Source organism: Dietzia sp. B19, from assembly GCF_014145155.1.
Taxonomy (GTDB): domain Bacteria; phylum Actinomycetota; class Actinomycetes; order Mycobacteriales; family Mycobacteriaceae; genus Dietzia; species Dietzia natronolimnaea.
Map to the genome: position 1 here is coordinate 1 of NZ_JAALED010000082.1, position 19,727 is coordinate 19,727.

Annotated in this window: 5 protein-coding genes; 3 read left to right on the forward strand and 2 right to left on the reverse strand. The window is 67.5% G+C overall.

What is annotated here, in order from left to right; all coding sequences use genetic code 11:
• Together purN and purH are read left to right on the forward strand one after the other, a co-directional pair.
• Positions 1–491 (forward strand): phosphoribosylglycinamide formyltransferase (purN, locus tag G6020_RS03270; RefSeq protein ID WP_182609635.1); only part of this gene is annotated, 491 nt, incomplete at its 5' end.
• A complete protein-coding gene (gene purH, locus G6020_RS03275) occupies positions 488–2,149 on the forward strand; it encodes a bifunctional phosphoribosylaminoimidazolecarboxamide formyltransferase/IMP cyclohydrolase (protein WP_347238297.1) in 1,662 nt (553 codons plus the stop codon). The genes purN and purH, both read left to right, overlap by 4 nt.
• 52 nt (positions 2,150–2,201) lie before the next feature.
• On the opposite strand, the gene epsC is transcribed toward purH, so the two are convergent.
• Both epsC and G6020_RS03285 read right to left on the reverse strand, forming a co-directional pair.
• Positions 2,202–2,840 carry a serine O-acetyltransferase gene (gene epsC, locus G6020_RS03280; RefSeq protein WP_182609636.1) on the reverse strand — a complete coding sequence of 213 codons (639 nt, stop codon included), beginning with the start codon at positions 2,838–2,840 and terminating at the stop codon, positions 2,202–2,204.
• A 54-nt stretch (positions 2,841–2,894) separates the two neighbouring features.
• Positions 2,895–3,584 (reverse strand): M23 family metallopeptidase, encoded by a 690-nt coding sequence (locus G6020_RS03285; RefSeq protein WP_182609637.1) that lies wholly within the window; start codon positions 3,582–3,584, stop codon positions 2,895–2,897.
• A 604-nt stretch (positions 3,585–4,188) separates the two neighbouring features.
• Here G6020_RS03285 and G6020_RS17420 point away from each other — a divergent pair.
• Complete coding sequence (locus G6020_RS17420) at positions 4,189–19,671, forward strand: non-ribosomal peptide synthetase (protein WP_182609638.1); 15,483 nt, start codon at positions 4,189–4,191, stop codon at positions 19,669–19,671.
• Positions 19,672–19,727: the final 56 nt, after the last annotated feature.

A 19,727-nucleotide genomic window follows, 5' to 3' on the forward strand; every position in this document is an offset into this window, starting at 1 on the left:
TCCGCCACTGCGAGGCCGTCGACCGGGCCGCGCGCGCCGGCGTCCCCACCGCGGTGGTGTCGCCCGCGGATCACCCCGACCGCCCGGCCTGGGATCGCGCGCTGACAGACGCTGTCCGCGGGTTCGCACCGGACTGGGTGGTCTCGGCGGGCTTCATGCGCATCCTCGGCGCTGCGTTCCTGGACGAGTACGCCGGTCGGGTGGTCAATTCGCACCCCGCCCTGCTGCCGTCCTTCCCCGGAGCCCACGCGGTGCGGGACGCTCTCGACTACGGCGTCGCGGTCACCGGGTGCACCGTGCACCTGGTCGACGCGGGAGTGGACACGGGACCGGTGATCGACCAGCGCGCGGTCGAGGTCCACCCGGACGACACGGAGGCCACCCTCCACGAACGAATCAAGGTCGTCGAGCGCGAGATGCTCGTCGACGTCCTCACGGCCGCCGCCAGTGGCCGACTCCACATCGAAGGTCGAAAGGTGCACCGATCGTGACCTCTCAGTCGGACAGTCCCCATCCGGACGAAATTCAGCCGGACGGATCCCAGCCGGACGAACCCCAGTCGCACGACCCGCACGCGGGCGGCGCCGAGTCCCGCCGGGCGGTCCGGCGCGCGCTCATCAGCGTCTATGACAAGACCGGACTGGAGGAACTGGCCCGGGGTCTGGCGGACGCCGGCGTCGAGATCGTCTCGACGGGCTCCACCGCGCAGCGCATCGCCGACGCCGGGGTCGCCGTGACGCCGGTCGACGCGCTGACCGGGTTCCCGGAATGCCTCGAGGGTCGGGTCAAGACCCTGCACCCGCGGGTCCACGCGGGCATCCTCGCCGACACGCGCAAGCCCGAGCACCTCGAGCAGATCGCGGACCTGGGTGTGGAGCCGTTCGAGCTCGTCGTCGTCAACCTCTATCCCTTCACCGACACCGTCGCCTCCGGCGCGGACTACGACGCCTGCGTCGAGCAGATCGACATCGGTGGTCCCTCCATGGTCCGCGCGGCGGCCAAGAACCACCCGTCGGTGGCCGTTCTGGTCGACCCGGACGGGTACGCCGAGGCCCTGGAGGCGGTGGCCGCTGGAGGGTTCCCGCTCGAGCAGCGTCGCCGGCTCGCGGCCGCCGCGTTCCGCCACACCGGCGCCTACGACGTCGCGGTGGCCACCTGGATGACCGAGCAGACCGAGCAGGCCACAGTCGACGGCAACGGGGACTTCCCGGTGTGGCAGGGGCAGAGCCTCGACCTGGCCGCCACGCTGCGCTACGGCGAGAATCCCCACCAGAGCGCGGCGCTCTACACCGACCCGGCGGCCGCGCCCGGTCTCGCGCAGGCCGTACAGCTGCACGGCAAGGAGATGAGCTACAACAACTACGTCGACGGCGACGCGGCCTGGCGGTCCGCCTTCGACCACGCCGAACCGTGTGTGGCGATCATCAAGCACGCCAACCCGTGCGGGATCGCGATCGCCCCGGAGATCGCCGCCGCCCACCGCGCCGCCCACGAGTGCGACCCCGTCAGCGCCTTCGGCGGGGTGATCGCCGCCAACCGCGAGGTCAGCCTCGAGATGGCCGAGCAGGTGGCCGAGATCTTCACCGAGGTGATCATCGCCCCGGGGTACGCCGACGGGGCCGTGGAAACCCTGCAGCGCAAGAAGAACATTCGCATCCTCGAGGCGCAGGCCCCCACGGGCGCCGAGCTCGAACGCAAACAGATCTCCGGCGGCGTGCTCGTGCAGCAGCGCGACGCGCTGGACGCCGCGGGCGACGTGACCGACGGCTGGACCAGGGCCTGCGGAGAAGACGCCGACGCCGACACCCTGCGGGACATCCTCTTTGCCTGGCGCGCCTGCCGCGCGGTCAAGTCCAATGCCATCCTGCTGGTCAGCTCGGGCGCCACGGTCGGCGTGGGCATGGGGCAGGTCAATCGCGTCGACTCGGCGCGGCTCGCGGTGCAGCGGGCGGGGGAGCGGGTGACCGGGTCGGTCGCGGCCTCGGACGCCTTCTTCCCCTTTGCCGACGGGCTCGAGGTGCTCGCCGCGGCCGGGGTCCGCGCCGTGGTCCAGCCGGGTGGGTCCGTGCGGGACGCCGAGGTGATCGAGGCGGCCGAGAAGGCCGGGATCACCATGTACTTCACCGGCGCCCGCCACTTCTTCCACTGAGGGCCGGACCCCGAGTCAGCCGTCCGGGGTGGCGTCGGAGCCGCGGTGGCGGTCAGCCGACCGACGCGGGATCCGCCGGGTGGATCGTCGGGATGGTCACCGATGACACGGTGGGTCCGTCCTGCTCGAATGAGGCGGCGACCCCGGCGGCAGGCTTTCCGCGGCGGGTCTTGTCGACGGCAGGTATCCCCACCAGCATCCCGCCGGACGGGCAGTCCGCGATGACGACCGCATTGGCTCCGACGACCGTGTCGTCTCCGATCGACACGGGTCCGAGTACGGTCGCTCCCGCCCCCAGCGTGACGCCGTCGCCCACCGTGGGATGACGCTTGCCCCGGTTCAGGGAGCGGCCCCCCAGAGTGACTCCGTGGTAGATCGTGACGTCCGAACCGACTTCTGCGGTCTCGCCGATGACGACGCCCATGCCGTGGTCGATGAAGCACCTCTCGCCGATCACGGCGGCCGGGTGGATCTCGATTCCCGTCACCGAACGACTGAGCGTCGACAGGGCGCGGGCGACGAACCTCGCCTCGGCGTTCCACAGCAGATGTGCGAGACGATGCGACCACAGGGCGTGGACTCCCGGACTCACGAAGAGGTTCTCCCAGAGGCTTCGTGCGGCGGGATCACGGTCGGTGCTCGCGGCGAGATCGGACAGAAGGACTCGGACGATACTGGTCGATGTGCTCACGGGGTTCCCTCGGAGTCGAATCTTCTCGGACACGGTCTTCCTCTCGGACAGGCCTCAGGCGGTCACGATCTCGCCGTTGCGGGGGATCCCACGTTTCCCCGCTGCACGGACGAACGTCAGGGGTACCCCGCGTGCGCGCTCCCAGTCGGTCGAGGTCGAGACCTGGAGGTGGATGTGGGGCTCCGTGCTGTTCCCCGAGTTCCCGCATTCGCCCAGCCGGTCACCGGTGGCGACGGACTGCCCGACGGACACGCACACGGAACCGCGTCGGAGATGTGCGACGACGACGTAGGGGCCGGCCTCGCCCAGTGACAGCACCACCCGATTCCCCGCGAGGCCGTTCGCTCCCGCGGCGGCCCGCCGACCCTGCCCCGCCATGTATGGCGCGAGGGTGAGAGGGGACCGGCGCGCCCGGTGGTCCGGCTCCGCGTCGTGGATCTCCACGACTCTCCCGGAGACGGGGGCGAGGACGTCGGCGCCAAAACCCACGAACAACTCCGGGGGCTCGGGAGAGACGATCGAGGTCCACGTCCGGGGCGCCGAGCGTCCGGAGTCGTCGACGGCGACGAAGTCGATGGCGTGTGACACCCCGAACAGTGTGGTCCCGTGGCTCGGGATCCGGTTTTCAGGGCTGTTCTCCACCTTCCACCGTCCACGGAAGGGGAACGACAGCTCGACCGCGCCCACGCTCGGAGGTGTCCGGTGCTCCCTCCGTCCGGGCTGCGGCGGGTGAGCTGAGGTCATGTCGGCTCCTGTTCTGGGCGAGCATGCGGGATGGGAGCGCGGCGGGTCGGAGTAGTCCGGTGCACGCGAGAAGACGGAGGCGGGGGCCCGCCGACGGGAGCACCATACGCAGCATTTCCCCGCTCCGGCAATGGGGTCGATCGTGAAATCGACTGCGCCGGTGCGGAATCGAACGAAGAACGACGATCACATGAATCGAGGGTGGTTGCTCGGCGCTGCGGAACTGCACTCTCTCCGACCAATCAGAGAACTTCGAAAACAGAGCACGTGGCGGTGCAGTGTCGCATGCCGGAAAAGTGAGGTTCGTCGCCGACGGAAGTCGGTGTGATCGGTGCAGGTCACCGGGCGATCAGATCGGCAGGGTGGACGAGTCCCCCGGGTCGTCGCGGGCAATTTCCTTAGCTCCTGGCCGATATTGCTTGTACTAGCCCGGGTCGGTACCAAGGTCTCGTCAGTGCCGCCGGGCACCGGGTCTGAGAAATCGCCTCGGCGGGCACTGCGATGTGCGGGCGTGCTGTGACAGGCCGACCGACTCGGGCACGCGATCCACGACATCCGTCATGGGCCAACGGGTCCACCAGCGTCGAAGAAGGAGCCAGCGGCCGTGCCTACTGCCATCAATCATCCCGACGTCAGCCCGGAGGTGCCTTCGGAGTACGGCGACCGCCCGCTGTCGCCGGTCCAGATGAGCGTCCTCTACGGAAGTGGACTCGACTCGCGGACGGGCACGTACCACGGGCAGTCCGTGTTCGAGGTGAGCGGCAGCGTACAGATCGACGTGCTACGTGAGTCGCTCCGATGGGAGATGGAACGCCATCCCGCGTTGCGTGCCGGGGTGACGACGAGAAGCGGCGGCGACCCGGTCCTCTCCGAGGCAGAGGAACTCGAGGTCCCGCTCCGGTTCGAGGACTGGGCGCAGACCGACAGCACGGACATGCCCGGGTCGGTCGACCGGGTGCTGGCCGAGGACCTCTCACGCCCGTTCGATCTGGCCCGACCTCCGCTGTGGCGGGCGACCGTCGTCCGGCTGCACGACGATCATCACCTCCTGCTCATCAGTGCACATCACGTGGTCGTGGACGCCCGGAATCGACTGCGGCTGGCGGAGGAACTCGTCGAGATCTACGACCGGATCAGCGCAGGGGAAGAAGACCAGCCCCCCGGGCGGCGATCCGGTCGCGGTGGAGCCCCATCCGGCGCCATGGATGCGACCGAGATCGACGAGCTGTTCTGGGCCGAGACGCTGGCAGGAGTCGAGCCGGCCCCCGCGCTTCCCTTTGAGGCCTCGCCACAATCGTCGGAGCTCGGCTCCGGCTCCGAGCTGGTCCATGAGGGGACCGTCTCGGTGACGGTCGATGCCGAGACCATGGCGAAATGCAGCCGGGTGTCGTCGGACCGGGAGATCTCCCTGGGTGGGGTCGTCGGCGGGGTCTGGGCGCTCGTCGTGAACTGCTATCTCGGTGGTGAGGACTGCGTTCTGGGGCTGACAGTGGGTGGTGGCGCGGGCGACGACGAGGTGGGGGTGACCAGCACCACGCTGCCGCTTCGGGTCGAGGTGCCTGTCCGGGACCGGTGGTGTGACTGGATCGTCGACGTCGAGCGCCGGATGAGCGAAGTGGGGAGCCGCTGGCGAACCCCGCTCGTCGACGTGCAGCGACTTGCCGGACTGCCCGCAGGCGAAGCGATGTTCCGAACCATCGTGTCGGTGGAGACCGGATCGGGTTTCATAGTCGGACCAGGCTTCAGCCTCCGTCTCCTGCGGCACCGGAACAACTCCGGCCATCCGCTCACGGTCACGGCGTACGGCGCCGAGAGCGTCCGGGTGGACCTGCAGTACGACGACCGGCTACTGACCCGGTGCGCCGTCGAACGCATCGCGCGGCATGTCGAGTCCGTCCTGGCGCACGTCGCCGCCGAGCCGGAGATCAGGCTGGGCGAGATCGAGATCCTTCGCGGGTCGGAGCGAGACACGGTCGTCCACGAGTGGAACGACACTGACGAGGACTACCCCCGCGAGCTCCGGATGGAGCACCTCTTCGACGAGTCGGTGCGGGCGAACCCCGGTGCGCCCGCGCTGCTGTACGGAGACGACTGCTGGAGCTACGGTGACGTCGACTCCTACGCGAACCGGGTAGCGCACATCTTGCGCCGCCGTGGTGTCGGTCCGGGCGACCATGTGGCGGTCCTCCTCGAGCGCGCACCCGCGATGATCCCGGTGCTCATCGGCATTCTCCGGGTCGGAGCCGCGTACGTTCCGCTCGACCGGAACACGCCGCCCCACAGGTGGCGGTGGATCATCGAATCCGTCGGCTCGTCGTTCGTCGTCACCGACCGAATGACCCTCGGAGGCCTGTGCGACCCGCAGACGCCGGAGACGGTCACGGACGTGCTGTGTCTCGACGGCGAAGTCGACAGCCGTACCCGGGGTGGGGTGACTCATCACGGGGAAGCCGATCTCGACCCCATGCCGGCGGAGGCCGGACCCGTGGCGGAGAAGTCGGCGAGCGACGTCGCATACGTCATCTTCACCTCCGGGACGACCGGCACGCCCAAGGGCGTCACCGTCACCCACCAACCGGTCGTCAACCTGCTTCGCTGGGTCAACACCACGTTCGGCGTGGGCCCGTCCGACAGACTTCTCTTCGTCACGTCGCTCTCCTTCGACCTCTCGGTCTACGACGTCTTCGGGATGCTCGCGGCGGGGGGATCGGTGCGCATCGCCTCGGACGACGACGTCCGTGAGCCGCAGCAACTGCTCGGATACCTCGCGAACGAACCGATCACGTTCTGGGATTCTGCTCCCGCTGCGTTGATGCAACTCGTTCCGTTCCTGCCCGAGGCAGGGGATACCGAGGGGGCCGTGGTGTCGCACTCGTTGCGACTGGTGTTCATGAGCGGGGACTGGATCCCGGTCCACTCGCCGGATGTGATCCGGCGAGCGTTCCCGGCGGCCGAGGTCGTCGCACTGGGGGGCGCCACGGAGGCGACGGTCTGGTCGAACTTCTTCCCCGTCCACGAGGTGGACCCGGAATGGTCCAGTATTCCGTACGGGAAGCCGATCCCGAACGCGCGCTATCTCGTGCTCGACAACGCGATGCGCCCCTGCCCCATCGACGTGCCGGGAGATCTCTACATCGGTGGCGAGTGCCTGGCTCTCTGCTACGCGAATGCGCCCGACCTCACCGCGGCGAGCTTCGTGGCCTCGCCGTTCCCTCGAGCGGGAGGCGAGCGCCTCTACCGCACCGGGGACTGCGCGCGATGGAGGCCGGACGGCAATCTCGAGTTCCTGGGCAGGACCGATACCCAGGTCAAGGTGCGCGGCTACCGGATCGAGCTCGGTGAGATCGACACCGTTCTGACCGAGCACCCGTCGGTCTCGGACGCCGCGACGGTGGTGCGCGTCGATTCCGCGGGCGACAAGTCCCTGGTCAGCTTCTTCGTGCCGGCGGCGGACGCGGTGTCGTCGATCGGAGTGGCGGACTCCGATCTGGACCGTGAGCGCGTCGAGCGTTGGCGTGAGGTCTACGACTCGTTCGATCCGACGGCCGGGGACACTGCCGAAGGAGGCCGGGACTTCTCCGGCTGGACCAGCAGCTACACGGGAGCTCCTATTCCGATCGAGGAGATGGTGGGCTGGCAGGAGGACATCGTCTCCCTGGTGTCTGACCAACGGCCGGAATCCCTCCTGGAGATCGGCTCAGGGACCGGGCTCATGCTCTTCCGGTTGGCCCCACTGTGTCGTCGCTACCACGCGACGGATTTCTCCACGGCCGCACTGGCGGCGATCGAGAGGAATCTGCAGCGCGAACCGGGGCTCGAGGCGGTCGTCCGCACCCATCTCGTCGAGGCCGGCGACATCGGTGCGATGGATGTCGAGCCCGTCGACACGGTGCTCATCAACTCCGTCGTCCAGTACTTCCCCGACCTCGACTACCTGACGCGGGTACTCGACGCCGGCCTGGCACGGGTCCTCGACGGCGGCCGGTTGATCATCGGGGACGTTCGCAGTCTGCCGCTGCTCGAGGCTTTCCACACGAGTGTGGAGCTCTACCGGACCCGGGGTGGTGCCACCCCCGCCGTCCTCGCGGAGAGCGTCAGGCGCCGCATCCGGGATGAAGAGGAACTCGTGGTCTCTCCGGCCTTCCTCCACGAGTGGGCGGCGTCCACGGGCCGTGTTGCTCGCGTCGAGGTTCTGCCGAAGCTCGACACGGCCAGGAACGAGATGTCGATGTTCCGGTACCAGGTCGTGGTCCACGTCGGCGACCCCGCGGTGCCCGATGCCCAGCCGGAGGCTCTCACGCTCGACTGGGTGGACGATCGCTTGTCGGAGGAGTCCCTCGACAACCTGCTCTCGGACCAGCGGCCCGCGCGGGTGATCGTCGACCGGGTACCGAACTCACGGGTCGCGGAGGCGGTGGGCGCCTGGACGTGGCTGGACGGTTCGGGACCGACCGACGAGGTGCCGGAGGAGTTCCCGGGATCCGGAGACGATGGCGGTCTCGACCCGCGGGACGCGCTCTCGCTCGCCGAGGCCGCCGGATATCACGCCGAACTCGACTGGAGCGGGCACGGCCCCGACGGTGCCTTTCGGGTGCAGTTCACGAGGTCCGATCTCGATCCGGTTCCTGATCCCGTCACCGTCGTCGACAGTCGCGAGAACGGTGTCGACAGACGGCAGTGGCGGAACTACTCGAACAGCCCGTTGGATCCCGAGATCCGTGAGCTCCTGGTCCCCGTGCTCCGGGACCATGTGGCGGAGCGACTGCCCGACTACATGGTCCCCACCGACCTGGTCGCGATCAACGCGATGCCGGTGACCGGCAACGGCAAGCTCGACCGTAGGGCGCTTGTCCCCCCGCCCGCGCGGTCGGTGACCACGCAGACGCGGATCGGCCCCAGGAACACCATCGAATCGCTCCTCGTCGCGCTGTGGGAGAAGGCACTGGACACCTCGCCGATCGGCGTGACCGACGACTTCCTCGAGCTCGGCGGGCATTCGATCCTGGCAGTTCAGCTCGTGTCACGGATCAGGCATGCCCTCTCCGTGGAGATGCCCGTCCGTGCCCTGTTCGATCATCCGACGATCTCCGAGATCGCGAGGGAGATCCAGCGCGTAGCGACCGACGGTGGCGGAGCGGACGTGCCCGAACTCCGCGCTCGCCGCGACGCCGGTCCGGCGCCAGCAGGCGTGGACCAGAGGCGGCTCTACTTCATCGAGTCGCTCAGTCCCGGTTCGACCTCCTACACCGTCAATTGGATCGTTCCCCTTCCGGCCGGGTCCGAGCTCGGCACGGCCGCGGAGGCTGTGGACGCCATGGTGAGTCGTCACGAGATCCTGCGGACCACCTTGGTCGACCACGATGGTGAGGTCCTCCAGGTCGTGGCACCCGAGATGTCGGTTGCACTTCCTGTCGTCGATCTTCGCCAGCTCCCCGAGGAGGCGCGCTCGGAACGCGCCGTCGCCCAGGTCACGCAGTGGTGGAGGCGACCGTTCGACCTCGACGTCGGACCGTTGCTCCGCGCCGAGATGGTGCTGGTCGACGACTCGACGTCGTTCCTCGCCATGAGCGCTCATCACGCCGTGTTCGACGGCCTGTCGATCGGGGTGTTCAACCACGAGTACCTGACCATCCTCCGGGACCTCGCGCAGGGGAGGCCGGTCTCCCTCCCGGAGCGGGAAGTCCAGTACGCGGATTTCGCCCGATGGCAACTCGCGTGCACCGACGAAGAGTTGCTGGCACCCCATCTGGCCTACTGGAAACGCGCCCTCGCGGGTGCACCCGAGGTGATCTCGCTTCCGACGGACTTCCCCCGACCCGAGGAACGGACCTTCGCCGGAGGGTTCCTCCGGCGAAACCTGGGGTCGGACACAGCCGAGATGCTGAGCGTTCTCAGTCGTGAGCGGCAGGTGACGAACTACACCACGCTCCTGAGCGCCTTCGCCGTCTTCCTCTCCCGCGTCTCCGGTCAGGACGACGTCGTCATCGGTATCCCGATCTCCAGCAGAACCCGACCCGAGTTGGAGGACATGGTCGGTTTTCTCGTGAACACGGTGGCGGTCAGGATCGATCTGGGCGGTCGGCCCTCGTTCGACGATGTGGTCCTGGACGTGCGCAGGCAACTGTTCGACGCCCAGGTGCACCAGTCCGTCCCGTTCGAGAGAGTGGTAGACGAGCTACGGCCGGGCCGTAGTCTCGGCCACAACCCCATCTTCCAGGTCATGTTCGCCGACGAGAGGTTGCCGTTCCTCGACGTCGGCGACCGTGGCGACGACCTCGAACCGTGGATGTACACGTTGGTCCACGAAGGGATGAGCGTCGGCGTCTCACGCTTCGACCTGACCATGATGCTCCACTCCGGTCCGGAAGGACTCGGTTTCGCCTTCGAGTACAGCACCGATCTGTTCAGGGAGACGACCGTCGACCGCATGGCCGATCAGTTCGCGGAGCTGGTGCGATCAGCGCTCGCGGATCCGTCTCGGCACGTCCGCGAGCTCGACCTGATGCATGACGACGACCGCGAGGCGATGCGGGTCCTCGGCGAGGGGCCGAGCAATCGGTCGGCGCTCGTCCCGGTGTCGTTGCACGGGTTGTTCGGGGAGTGTGCGCGGCGGTGGCCGGATCGTGTGGCGGTGGTCTGCGGTGATGTGCAGGTGTCGTTCGGTGTGGTGGATGAGTGGTCGACGCGGGTAGCTCGGGTTCTGGGGTCTCGTGGTGTGGGGCGTGGGGATCTGGTGGGTGTGTGTATGCCGCGGTCGGTGGAGACGGTGGTGATGTTGCTGGCGGTGGTGAAGGCCGGTGGCGGTTATGTGCCGTTGGATCCGTCGTATCCGCGTGAGCGTGTGGATTTCATGGTGGCTGATGCGGGGCTGCGGGTGGTCGTGGTCGGTGGTGCCGGTGTGGGTGTGGTGTCGGGTCCGGGTGTGGTGTCGGCGGAGGAGGTGTGGGCGCAGGCCGGGGGTGAGTCGGTCGAGCCGGTGGGTGTTCCGGTGGGTGTGGATGACGTGGCGTATGTGATCTACACGTCGGGATCCACAGGCCGCCCGAAGGGCGTGGCGGCGACCCACGGGAACGTCACCGAGTTCGTCCGGGACGGGCACTTCACGGACGGCCACGAGCGAGTGCTCGCACATTCACCGCAGGCGTTCGACGCGTCGACCTACGAGATGTGGGTTCCGCTGCTCGGCGGCGGGAGGATGGTCGCCTTCACGGAGGATCACCTCACCCCGATGTCGCTCCGCGAGGTGGTCACTCGCCAGGGGCTCACCGCGGTCTTCGTGACCGCGGCCCTGTTCCACATGTTCGCGGAGGAGGACCCGGCCTGTTTCGACGGACTGGGAGAAGTGTGGACAGGCGGCGAGAAGGTCAGACCGCACGCGGTGCGCAGAGTACGTGAGGCGTGCGCGGGCACGACGGTGTTCAACGTCTACGGGCCGACCGAGACGACGACGTACGCGACCTGTCATGCCGTCCGCCCCGGCGCGTCGGTCGACGAGCCGCTGCCGATCGGGAAGGCGCTCGACAACACCCGCGTGCATGTGTTGGATGCGGGTTTTCGGTTGGTGCCGGTGGGTGTGGTGGGTGAGGTGTTCATCGGTGGTGGTGGGGTTGCTCGTGGGTATGTGGGTCGTCCGGATGTGACGGCTGAGGTGTTTGTTGCGGATCCGTTTGGTTCGGGTGGTCGGTTGTATCGGACTGGGGATCTGGGGCGTGTGTTGGCGGACGGGAGTGTGGAGTTCGTCGGGCGTGTGGATGAGCAGGTGAAGATTCGTGGTTTCCGGGTGGAGTTGGGGGAGATCGAGTCGGTGTTGGTGGGTCACCCTGTGGTGGCTGGGGCTGCGGTGTTGGCGATTGATGATGGTGGGCGTCGTCGGTTGGTGGCGTTCGTGGTGGTGCGGGGTGAGGTGGCCGGGCAGGAGTTGGCCGGGTTTGTGGGGCAGCGGTTGCCGGGGTACATGGTGCCGGGGGTGTTCGTGCCGGTGGAGTCGTTGCCGTTGACGGCGAATCGGAAGGTGGATCGGCGTGCGTTGGCGGCGTTGCCGTGGCGTGAGTCGGTGGGGTCGTCGGTGGGGGTGGTGGCGCCGCGTTCGGAGGTGGAGGGGGTGTTGGCGCGCGTCTGGCAGGAGGTGTTGGGGCTGGATCGTGCGGTGGGGGTGACGGAGGACTTCTTTTCTCTGGGTGGGGATTCGATTCAGAGTTTGCAGGTGGTGTTCCGGGCTCGGCAGTTGGGGTGGTTTTTCACTGTCAAGGAGTTGTTCCGGTGTCGCACGGTGGCGGAGTTGGCGGTGGTGGCTCGGCGGTCTGAGGGTGTGGCTGTGGTGGCCGAGCAGGGGGTGGTGACCGGGGCGGTGGCGTTGAGTCCGGTGCAGCGGTGGTTTTTCGAGCAGGGTTTCGAGCGTGAGCATCATGTCAATCAGTCGGTCCTGGTGGATGTGCCTTCGGGTGTGTCGGTGGATCGGTGGGAGGTGGTGTTGCGGGAGTTGGTGGCGCATCACGACGGGTTGCGGGCGCGGTTCGTCGGTGGTGGTGCGGAGTTGGTGGGGGTTCTGGATCGGGTGCCGTTGAGGGTGTGTGATCTGTCGTCGTTGGGGGAGGCCGATCGGCGGGCTCGTGTGGTGGAGGTGGGTCAGCGGGCTCAGGAGGGTCTGGATCTGACGCGGGCTCCGGTGGTGCGGGCGGTGTTGTTCACCGGTGTGGGGGCGTCGGTGGATCAGTTGTTGTTGGTGGTGCATCACCTGGTGATCGATGTCGTGTCGTGGCGGGTGGTGTTGGAGGACGTGGAGTCGTTGATCGAGCAGGTGGGTCAGGGGCGTGAGGTGTCGTTGCCGGCGAAGTCGAGTTCGTGGGCGTTGTGGGTGGAGCGTTTGTGGGGTGAGTCGGTCAGTGCGGCGACGGTGGCGGAGTTGCCGTATTGGCGGGAGCAGGTCTCGCCGGTGGTGCCGGTTCCGGTGGAGGGCTCGGTGGAGGGCAACACGGTGGGGTCGGCCAGGTCGTATGAGGCGGTGTTGGGTGGCGATGAGGTTCGGGGGTTGTTGCAGGATGTGCCGGCGGTGTTCGGTACGGAGGTCAACGACGCGTTGTTGACGGCTGTGGCCGTTGCGGTGGGGCAGTGGTGCGGTGGTGAGCATGTTCGTCTGGATGTCGAGGGGCATGGTCGCGAGGAGCTGTTCGATGACGTGGATGTGTCGCGGACGGTGGGGTGGTTCACCTCGATCTCTCCGTTGCGTCTGCCGGTGCCGGACATGGGGGAGCCGGGGCGGGCGTTGTTGGGGGTCAAGGAGGAGTTGCGGCGTCGTCCGCGGCGGGGGATCGGGTACGGGTTGTTGGCGTTCGGGTCCGAGCGTGATCGGTTGGGGTCGGTCGTCGCGGCGCAGGTGGGGGTCAACTATCTCGGGCAGTTCTCGGGTGGTGGTTTCGCCGAGGTGTCCGGTCGTGCCGGTGCCGAGTGGTATTCGGGTAATCGGCGGACTTATCTGATCGATGTCGTGGGGTGGGTGCAGGACGGGCGCCTGGTCATGGAGTGGTCTTTCGGTGCGGGGGTGCATCAGGAGACGACGATTCGCCGGGTGGCGGATCGGGCGATCGATGTGCTGCGGGAGTTGGTGGCGGCGGCGGGGGATCCCGGGGCGCAGGGGTACAGTCCGTCGGATTTCCCGGGCAGTGGATTGACCCAGGATCAGGTCGATGTGGTGATCGGTCGGTTGCGGCGGTCGCGGTGGTGGTCCGGGTCGCCGCGGCCGGTGGAGGCGTGTTATCGGCAGACCCCGATTCAGCAGGGGCTGTGGTTCCAGAGTCAGCTCGCCCAGGGGCAGGGCGTGTACCACGTGCAGATGGTGCATCGGGTGGCGCAGGACCTGGATGTGGGGGTGTTCCGGGACAGTTGGGCGCGGGTGATGAGGCGCCATTCGATTCTGCGGACCGGGTTCGTGGAGGCGGACGGGCACGAGGCGTTGCAGGTGGTGTGGCGGGATGTGGCGGTTCCGTTGCAGGTGTGGGATTGGCGTGAGTTCGGGGAGGACCAGCGGGCGGAGCGGTTGGAGGATTTCCTCGATGCGGATCGTCGTCAGGGGTTCGGGCCGGGGGATGTGCCGCAGTGGCGGATGGTGTTGGTGCGTGTGGGGGATGCCGACTATCGGCTGGTGTGGAGTGCTCACCACGCGATCCTGGACGGCTGGAGTATCAGTGTGCTGCTCGACGAGGTGGTGGCCTGGTATGGGGCGTTGCGCGGTGGTGGGGAGCCGGCGTTGCCCGAGGTCCGGCCGTACGCCGAGTACGTGGCGTGGCTGGAGGGCCGGGACATCGGTGAGGCGCGGCGGTTCTGGGAGGAGTCGTTGCGGGGCGTGGAGCCGATGTCGGCGATGTCGATCGAGCGTGACCGATCCGACCGTGACCTGTCAGGTGGTGTGGCCCGGGAGACGGTCTCACGGGTGGTCGACGGTGACGAGTTGGGGCGGATCGAGGAGTTCGCCCATCGTCATTCGTTGACGTTGAACACGGTGATGCAGGGGTGTTGGGCGATTCTCCTGGGCCGGTACAGCGGGCGTGAGGATGTGGTGTTCGGGACAGTCACCTCGGGCCGGCCGTCGGAGATCGAGGGGATCGACCGGATGACGGGGCTGTTCATCAACACGCTTCCGCTTCGGGTGTCGTTGGCCGATCACGAGCCCGTCGTGCAGTGGCTGCAGCGACTGCAGGAACACAACATCCGGATGCGGAACTACGAATACAGCCCGTTGGCCGGGATCCAACAGTGGAGCGGCATCCCGGCGGGCACGAGTCTCTTCCACACACTCTTCGTGTTCGAGAACTACCCCACCACCAACCACCCGGACACCGGGCTCGAGTTCCTCGACGGACGGTCCGTCGAGTCGACGCAGTATCCGCTCACGTTCGCCGCCGAGGTGGATGAGGGGATGCGCTGGTCCGCGTTCCACGATCCCGCGGTGTACGCGACCGGCGACGTCCAGCGAATTCTCGAGCACCTCGGCGAGATCTGCGGCTGGATCGTCGACAATCCCGAGGACTCGGTCATGGCGGTTCCGATGCTGAGCGGGGCGGAACTCTCCAGCATCCTGACCGAGCTCGCATCGGACGACTCCGTCGAGGCGGACCCCCAACTCCTGCACCATCACGTCGAGGTCCGGGCACAGGAGTGTCCGGACGCCGTCGCTCTCTCCTCCGACCGTGGACACCTCTCCTACGGCGAGCTGAACCGACGTGCCGATGCGCTCGCCACCTGGTTGCTTTCCAGGGGTGTCGGGCCGGAGCACCACGTCGGGCTGTGCGCGGACCGCACGCTCGAGGGTTTCGTCGGACTACTGGGGATTCTCAAGGCCGGTGGCGTCTGTGTTCCCCTCGACCCACGGCATCCGGCCGACCGAGTCGCGTACATCGTCCGCGACTCGGGCATCCGTCTCCTCCTCATCGATTCGTCCGGCGGACCGGAACTGGGCCACGTCGACCTCGAGGTGCTTCGTCTCGACGTGGACTTGGAGCTCGTCACCGAATGCGAGGCAGGCGGTCCGCGACCGGCCGTGTCCCCGGCCAACCTCGCGTACCTGATCTACACGTCGGGCTCCACGGGGCGGCCGAAGGGCGTGATGGCCGAGCATCGCAATACGGGGCACATCGTGCAGTGGATCCGCCGGACCGAGTGCCTCGCCACGCCGCAGAACACAGTGCACGTCGCGTCGTTGAGCTTCGACTTCTCGGTCTGGGAGATGGTCCTCGCGTTCGTGACCGGCGGAACCCTCCACCTCCCCGAGCCCGGTGCCCGGATGATCGGTCAGGATCTCCACGACGTCCTCGATCGGAGGGCGATAGAGGTGCTGGGCTTTACCCCGGCGGCATTGTCCACCCTCGAGGTCGACGGCCTGCGCGACCTTCGGACGATGTTGGTGGGCGGGGAGGCCTACTCGGTCGAACTCATCCGACGGTGGGCCCCGGGCAGGACCTTCTTCAACGTCTACGGTCCCACCGAGAGCACAGTCTTCACGACCGCCGCGCGGATCGACGAGACCGCCGGGTCCATTCACATCGGGCGACCCATCACGAACGTCCGGGCGCTGGTGCTCGACCCCCACCTCCGACCGGTCCCGGTCGGGGTCCCCGGCGAGCTCTGCATCGGTGGGATCGGCATCTCACGCGGCTACCTGAACCGCCCGGATCTCACCGTGGAGAAATTCGTCGCTGATCCCTACTCCGCGACCCCGGGAGCGCGGATGTACCGCTCCGGGGACCTCGTTCGGCTCCTGCCCGGCGGTGACATCGAATTCGTGGGTCGGATCGACGGTCAGGTGAAGATCCGTGGTCACCGGATCGAGACTGGCGAGATCGAAGCCGTGCTCGAGGAACACGACGACGTTCTTCGGTGTGCCGTCGTCGCGGATGCGGATCGGTCACTACTGATGGGCTACGTGGTCGGGAGGCACGAGGGCGCACTCGACGAGGCTGAGCTGCTGTCCTACCTGACGAGTCGGCTGCCCGAGTACATGGTGCCCGCCAGGGTGATCGTCCTCGGCGAGTTGCCGGTCACCACGAACGGAAAGGTCGATCGCTCGGCCCTGCCGACGGCGACCGGGCGGACACCCCGGTCCGATGAGGTGACCACTCCACGCACGAACACCGAAGCCGGACTGTTGACGGTGTGGGAGGAGGTCCTCGACCGGGACGGATTCGGAATGCACGATGACTTCTTCGCACTCGGCGGCCACTCGCTGGTCGCGGCGAAGGCGGTGACCCGCATCCGTGCCACCTTCGGAGTCGACCTACCGGTCCGCGAGATCTTCGATCACACGTCCATAGCCGAGCTCGCGAAGGTGGTCGACGACCTCCGAGCAGGGGGGCACTCCGCACCTGTGGAGATCCGCATGGAGCCGGCCTCGGAGCCGGGCCCCCATCCCGCCACGTTCGACCAGAAGCGCTTGTGGTTCCTCGACCGCCTCCATCCCGGGGTGCCGCTGTACACGGTCGGGTGGGTCCTTCATCAGCGGCCGGCTTTCGAGCCCGATCTCCTCACCGAGGCGATGTCACTCCTCCTCGAACGGCACCAGTCACTTCGCACCTCCTTCAGCGAGGCCGGAGGAGAGCTCTGGCAGGTGGTCGAACCGGACTGGTCGGTCCCGCTGGAGCACGTCGACCTGTCCGCGCTGACCGGAGGTGAGCAACAGAGCGAGGCCGCCCGTCGGGCCCGGCACTTGTGGGAGCAGCCCTTCGACCTCACGTCCGGACCATTGTTGAGGGCTTGTCACCTGACGCTGTCCGGAGGGGACTCGATCGTGGTGTTCAGCGCCCACCACTCGGTCGTCGACGGCTACTCGGTCCGTATCGTGAACGACGACCTCCGAGACCTCTACCGGTCGGTGCTCGAGCCGGAGGCGACCGCCGTGTCGGAACCGCCGAGGACCGCGTTCGTTGACTTCGCACGCTGGCAACACGCCTGCATGGACGAGCGCCTCCTGAGGCCGCATCTCGACTACTGGAAATCCGAACTCGGGCAGGCGCCGGGGCTGTTGACCCTCCCGACCGACCGACCTCGACCGGCGGTCCAGAGCTTCGCCGGGGCGAACCTCGTCCGTCGAGTGGAACCCGATCTCGATCGTGCGCTCGACGCCATCGCCGTCCGGCACCGGACCACCTCGTTCGCGGTGATCCTCGGCATGCTCGCGTCGGTGCTCTCCCGCTACGCCGGACAGCAGCAGGTCGTCATCGGGATCCCGATGGCCAACCGTGACATGCCGGAGACGGAGAGGATGGTCGGCTTCCTGGTCAACACGGTGGCGATTTGTGTCGACGTGACGGCCGACCCCGACTTCGAGTCACTCGTGGACCAGGTCCGCAACAAGCTGCTCGAGGCCCAGTCCAGGCAGTGGATCCCGTTCGAACGGGTAGTCGACGAGCTCAAGCCGGAACGAAGCCTGAGCCACAGCCCCGTGTTCCAGGTGATGGTCTCGGGCCTGGACCGCGTGGGAGACCTGTACGCACCCGGACGGGAACACCACTGGTCCGACGATCTCGTGGACGACGGTGTCGGGGTCTCGAAATTCGACCTCGGACTCGGTATCCGGAGGCGTGCCGCCGAGCTGGATCTCGTGTTCGAGTACAGCACTGATCTGTTCGACCACGGGACCGTCCGGAACCTGGCCGAGCACGTGGTCGGCCTACTCGACGAGGTGACGAGGAATCCGTCGACCCCGCTCTCCCGCCTGCCGATGCTCCGGGCCGACGAGGCCACGAAGATCCTGCACGGTCGAAACGAGACGACTGTCCCGGAGGACGCGCCCGAGACGTGCATTCATGACCTCATCGTCAAGCAGGCACGGCGCACGCCTGACCGCGTCGCGCTGTCGTTCGGCGACAGCCAGATGAGCTATGGCGTGCTGGAGCACAAGACGGCCGCGCTCGCGCGGACCCTACGAACCCGCGGGGTGGGGCCGGAGATCCGGGTGGGGGTGTGTCTACGGCGATCTGTCGAACTGGTCGTCGCACTGATCGGGATCCTCAGAGCCGGCGGCGCCTATGTGCCCCTCGACCCCGAGCACCCTGCTGAGCGCCTGCGATACGTCGCCGAGGATGCGGAGACGGCTCTCGTTCTGACGGACGACGGGGCCCGAGGCGCCCTCGCCGACCATGCGGGCCTCGACCTCGTCGACGTGAACACCGCGATCTCACTCGGAGAGAGTCTGGCCAGGGAGGAAGACCAGCTCGTACACCCGGACAACATCGCCTACGTGCTCTACACGTCGGGGTCGACCGGGAGGCCGAAGGGAACGATGCTTGCCCACCGCGGAGTGGTCAACCGGCTGCTGTGGATGCATCGTGAGTACGGACTGCGAGTCGGGGACCGCGTTCTCCAGAAGACTCCGTACGGCTTCGACGTGTCGGTCTGGGAGTTCTTCTGGCCACTCGCGGTCGGCGCGCAGCTCCACGTGGCGGAACCGGAGGGGCACAAGGATCCCGCCTACCTCTGCGAGACGCTCGATACGCGAGCCATCTCGATTCTCCACTTCGTTCCGTCGATGCTCCAGGCGTTCCTGCGTCATGGCCCGGGCCGCGCCTGTGGTTCCGTGCGTGACGTCGTGTGCAGTGGGGAAGCACTCTCCGTGGAGCTCGTGGCGCAGTTCCGCGAGCTCTGCCCCGGTACGAGACTGCACAACCTCTACGGCCCCACGGAAGCCTCCGTCGATGTGAGCTACTGGCAATGCACTGGCTCAGAGGTGGCCTCGGTCCCCATCGGGCTGCCGGTGTCGAACACCAGTCTCCACGTACTGGACGGATCGATGGCACCGGTCCCGGACGGAGTGGTGGGGGAGCTGTTCATCGGAGGGATCCAGCTGTCGAGGGGTTACCTCGGGCGAGCGGATCTGACCGCCGAGCGATTCGTTGCGAACCCGCACGGGCCGGGCCGGCTGTACGCCACCGGTGACCTCGCCCGGTACCGCGGCGACGGCGCGGTGGAGTACGTGGGCAGAAAAGACCACCAGGTGAAGATCCGGGGCTACCGGATCGAGATAGGGGAGATCGAGTCGGTTCTGGGTGCGCACCCCATGATCGATTCCTGCATCGTCGTGGGTCACGAGTTCGCGGCCGGAGACAAACGACTTCTCGCCTACGTGACCGCGTCCGACGGGTACGACGTCGAGGTGCACCGGCTGCGCGAGGACGTGGCGGAGATGCTCCCCGAGTACATGGTGCCGAGTCATGTCCACGTCCTGGAGGAACTCCCGCTCAACGCCAACGGGAAGGTCGACCGCAAGGCGCTGCCCGATGCCGAGGAGGTCATTCACAGAAACGCCGGCCGCCGTGTCCCCCCGGAGACGGACACCGAACAGATGCTCGCCGAGCTGTGGGGGGAGCTGCTCGGCATTGATCGAGTCGGTGTCACGGACGACTTCTTCGACCTCGGCGGACATTCGCTGCTCGTGGCATCGATGGCGACCGAACTGCAGGCGAGACTCGGCGTCACGTTGATGCTCCCCACCGTGTTCAAGTCCCGGACCGTTCGCTCTCTGGCGCAGGTCCTCGACGAGGAGATTACCGACGGCGACGACGAGCAGGCGGACGCTCTCGAGTTGTTCGACCTGATCTGATCCACGCGCCGTGTCGACTGCCTGCAGACAGACCACAGACAACAGGAGATCCGAAG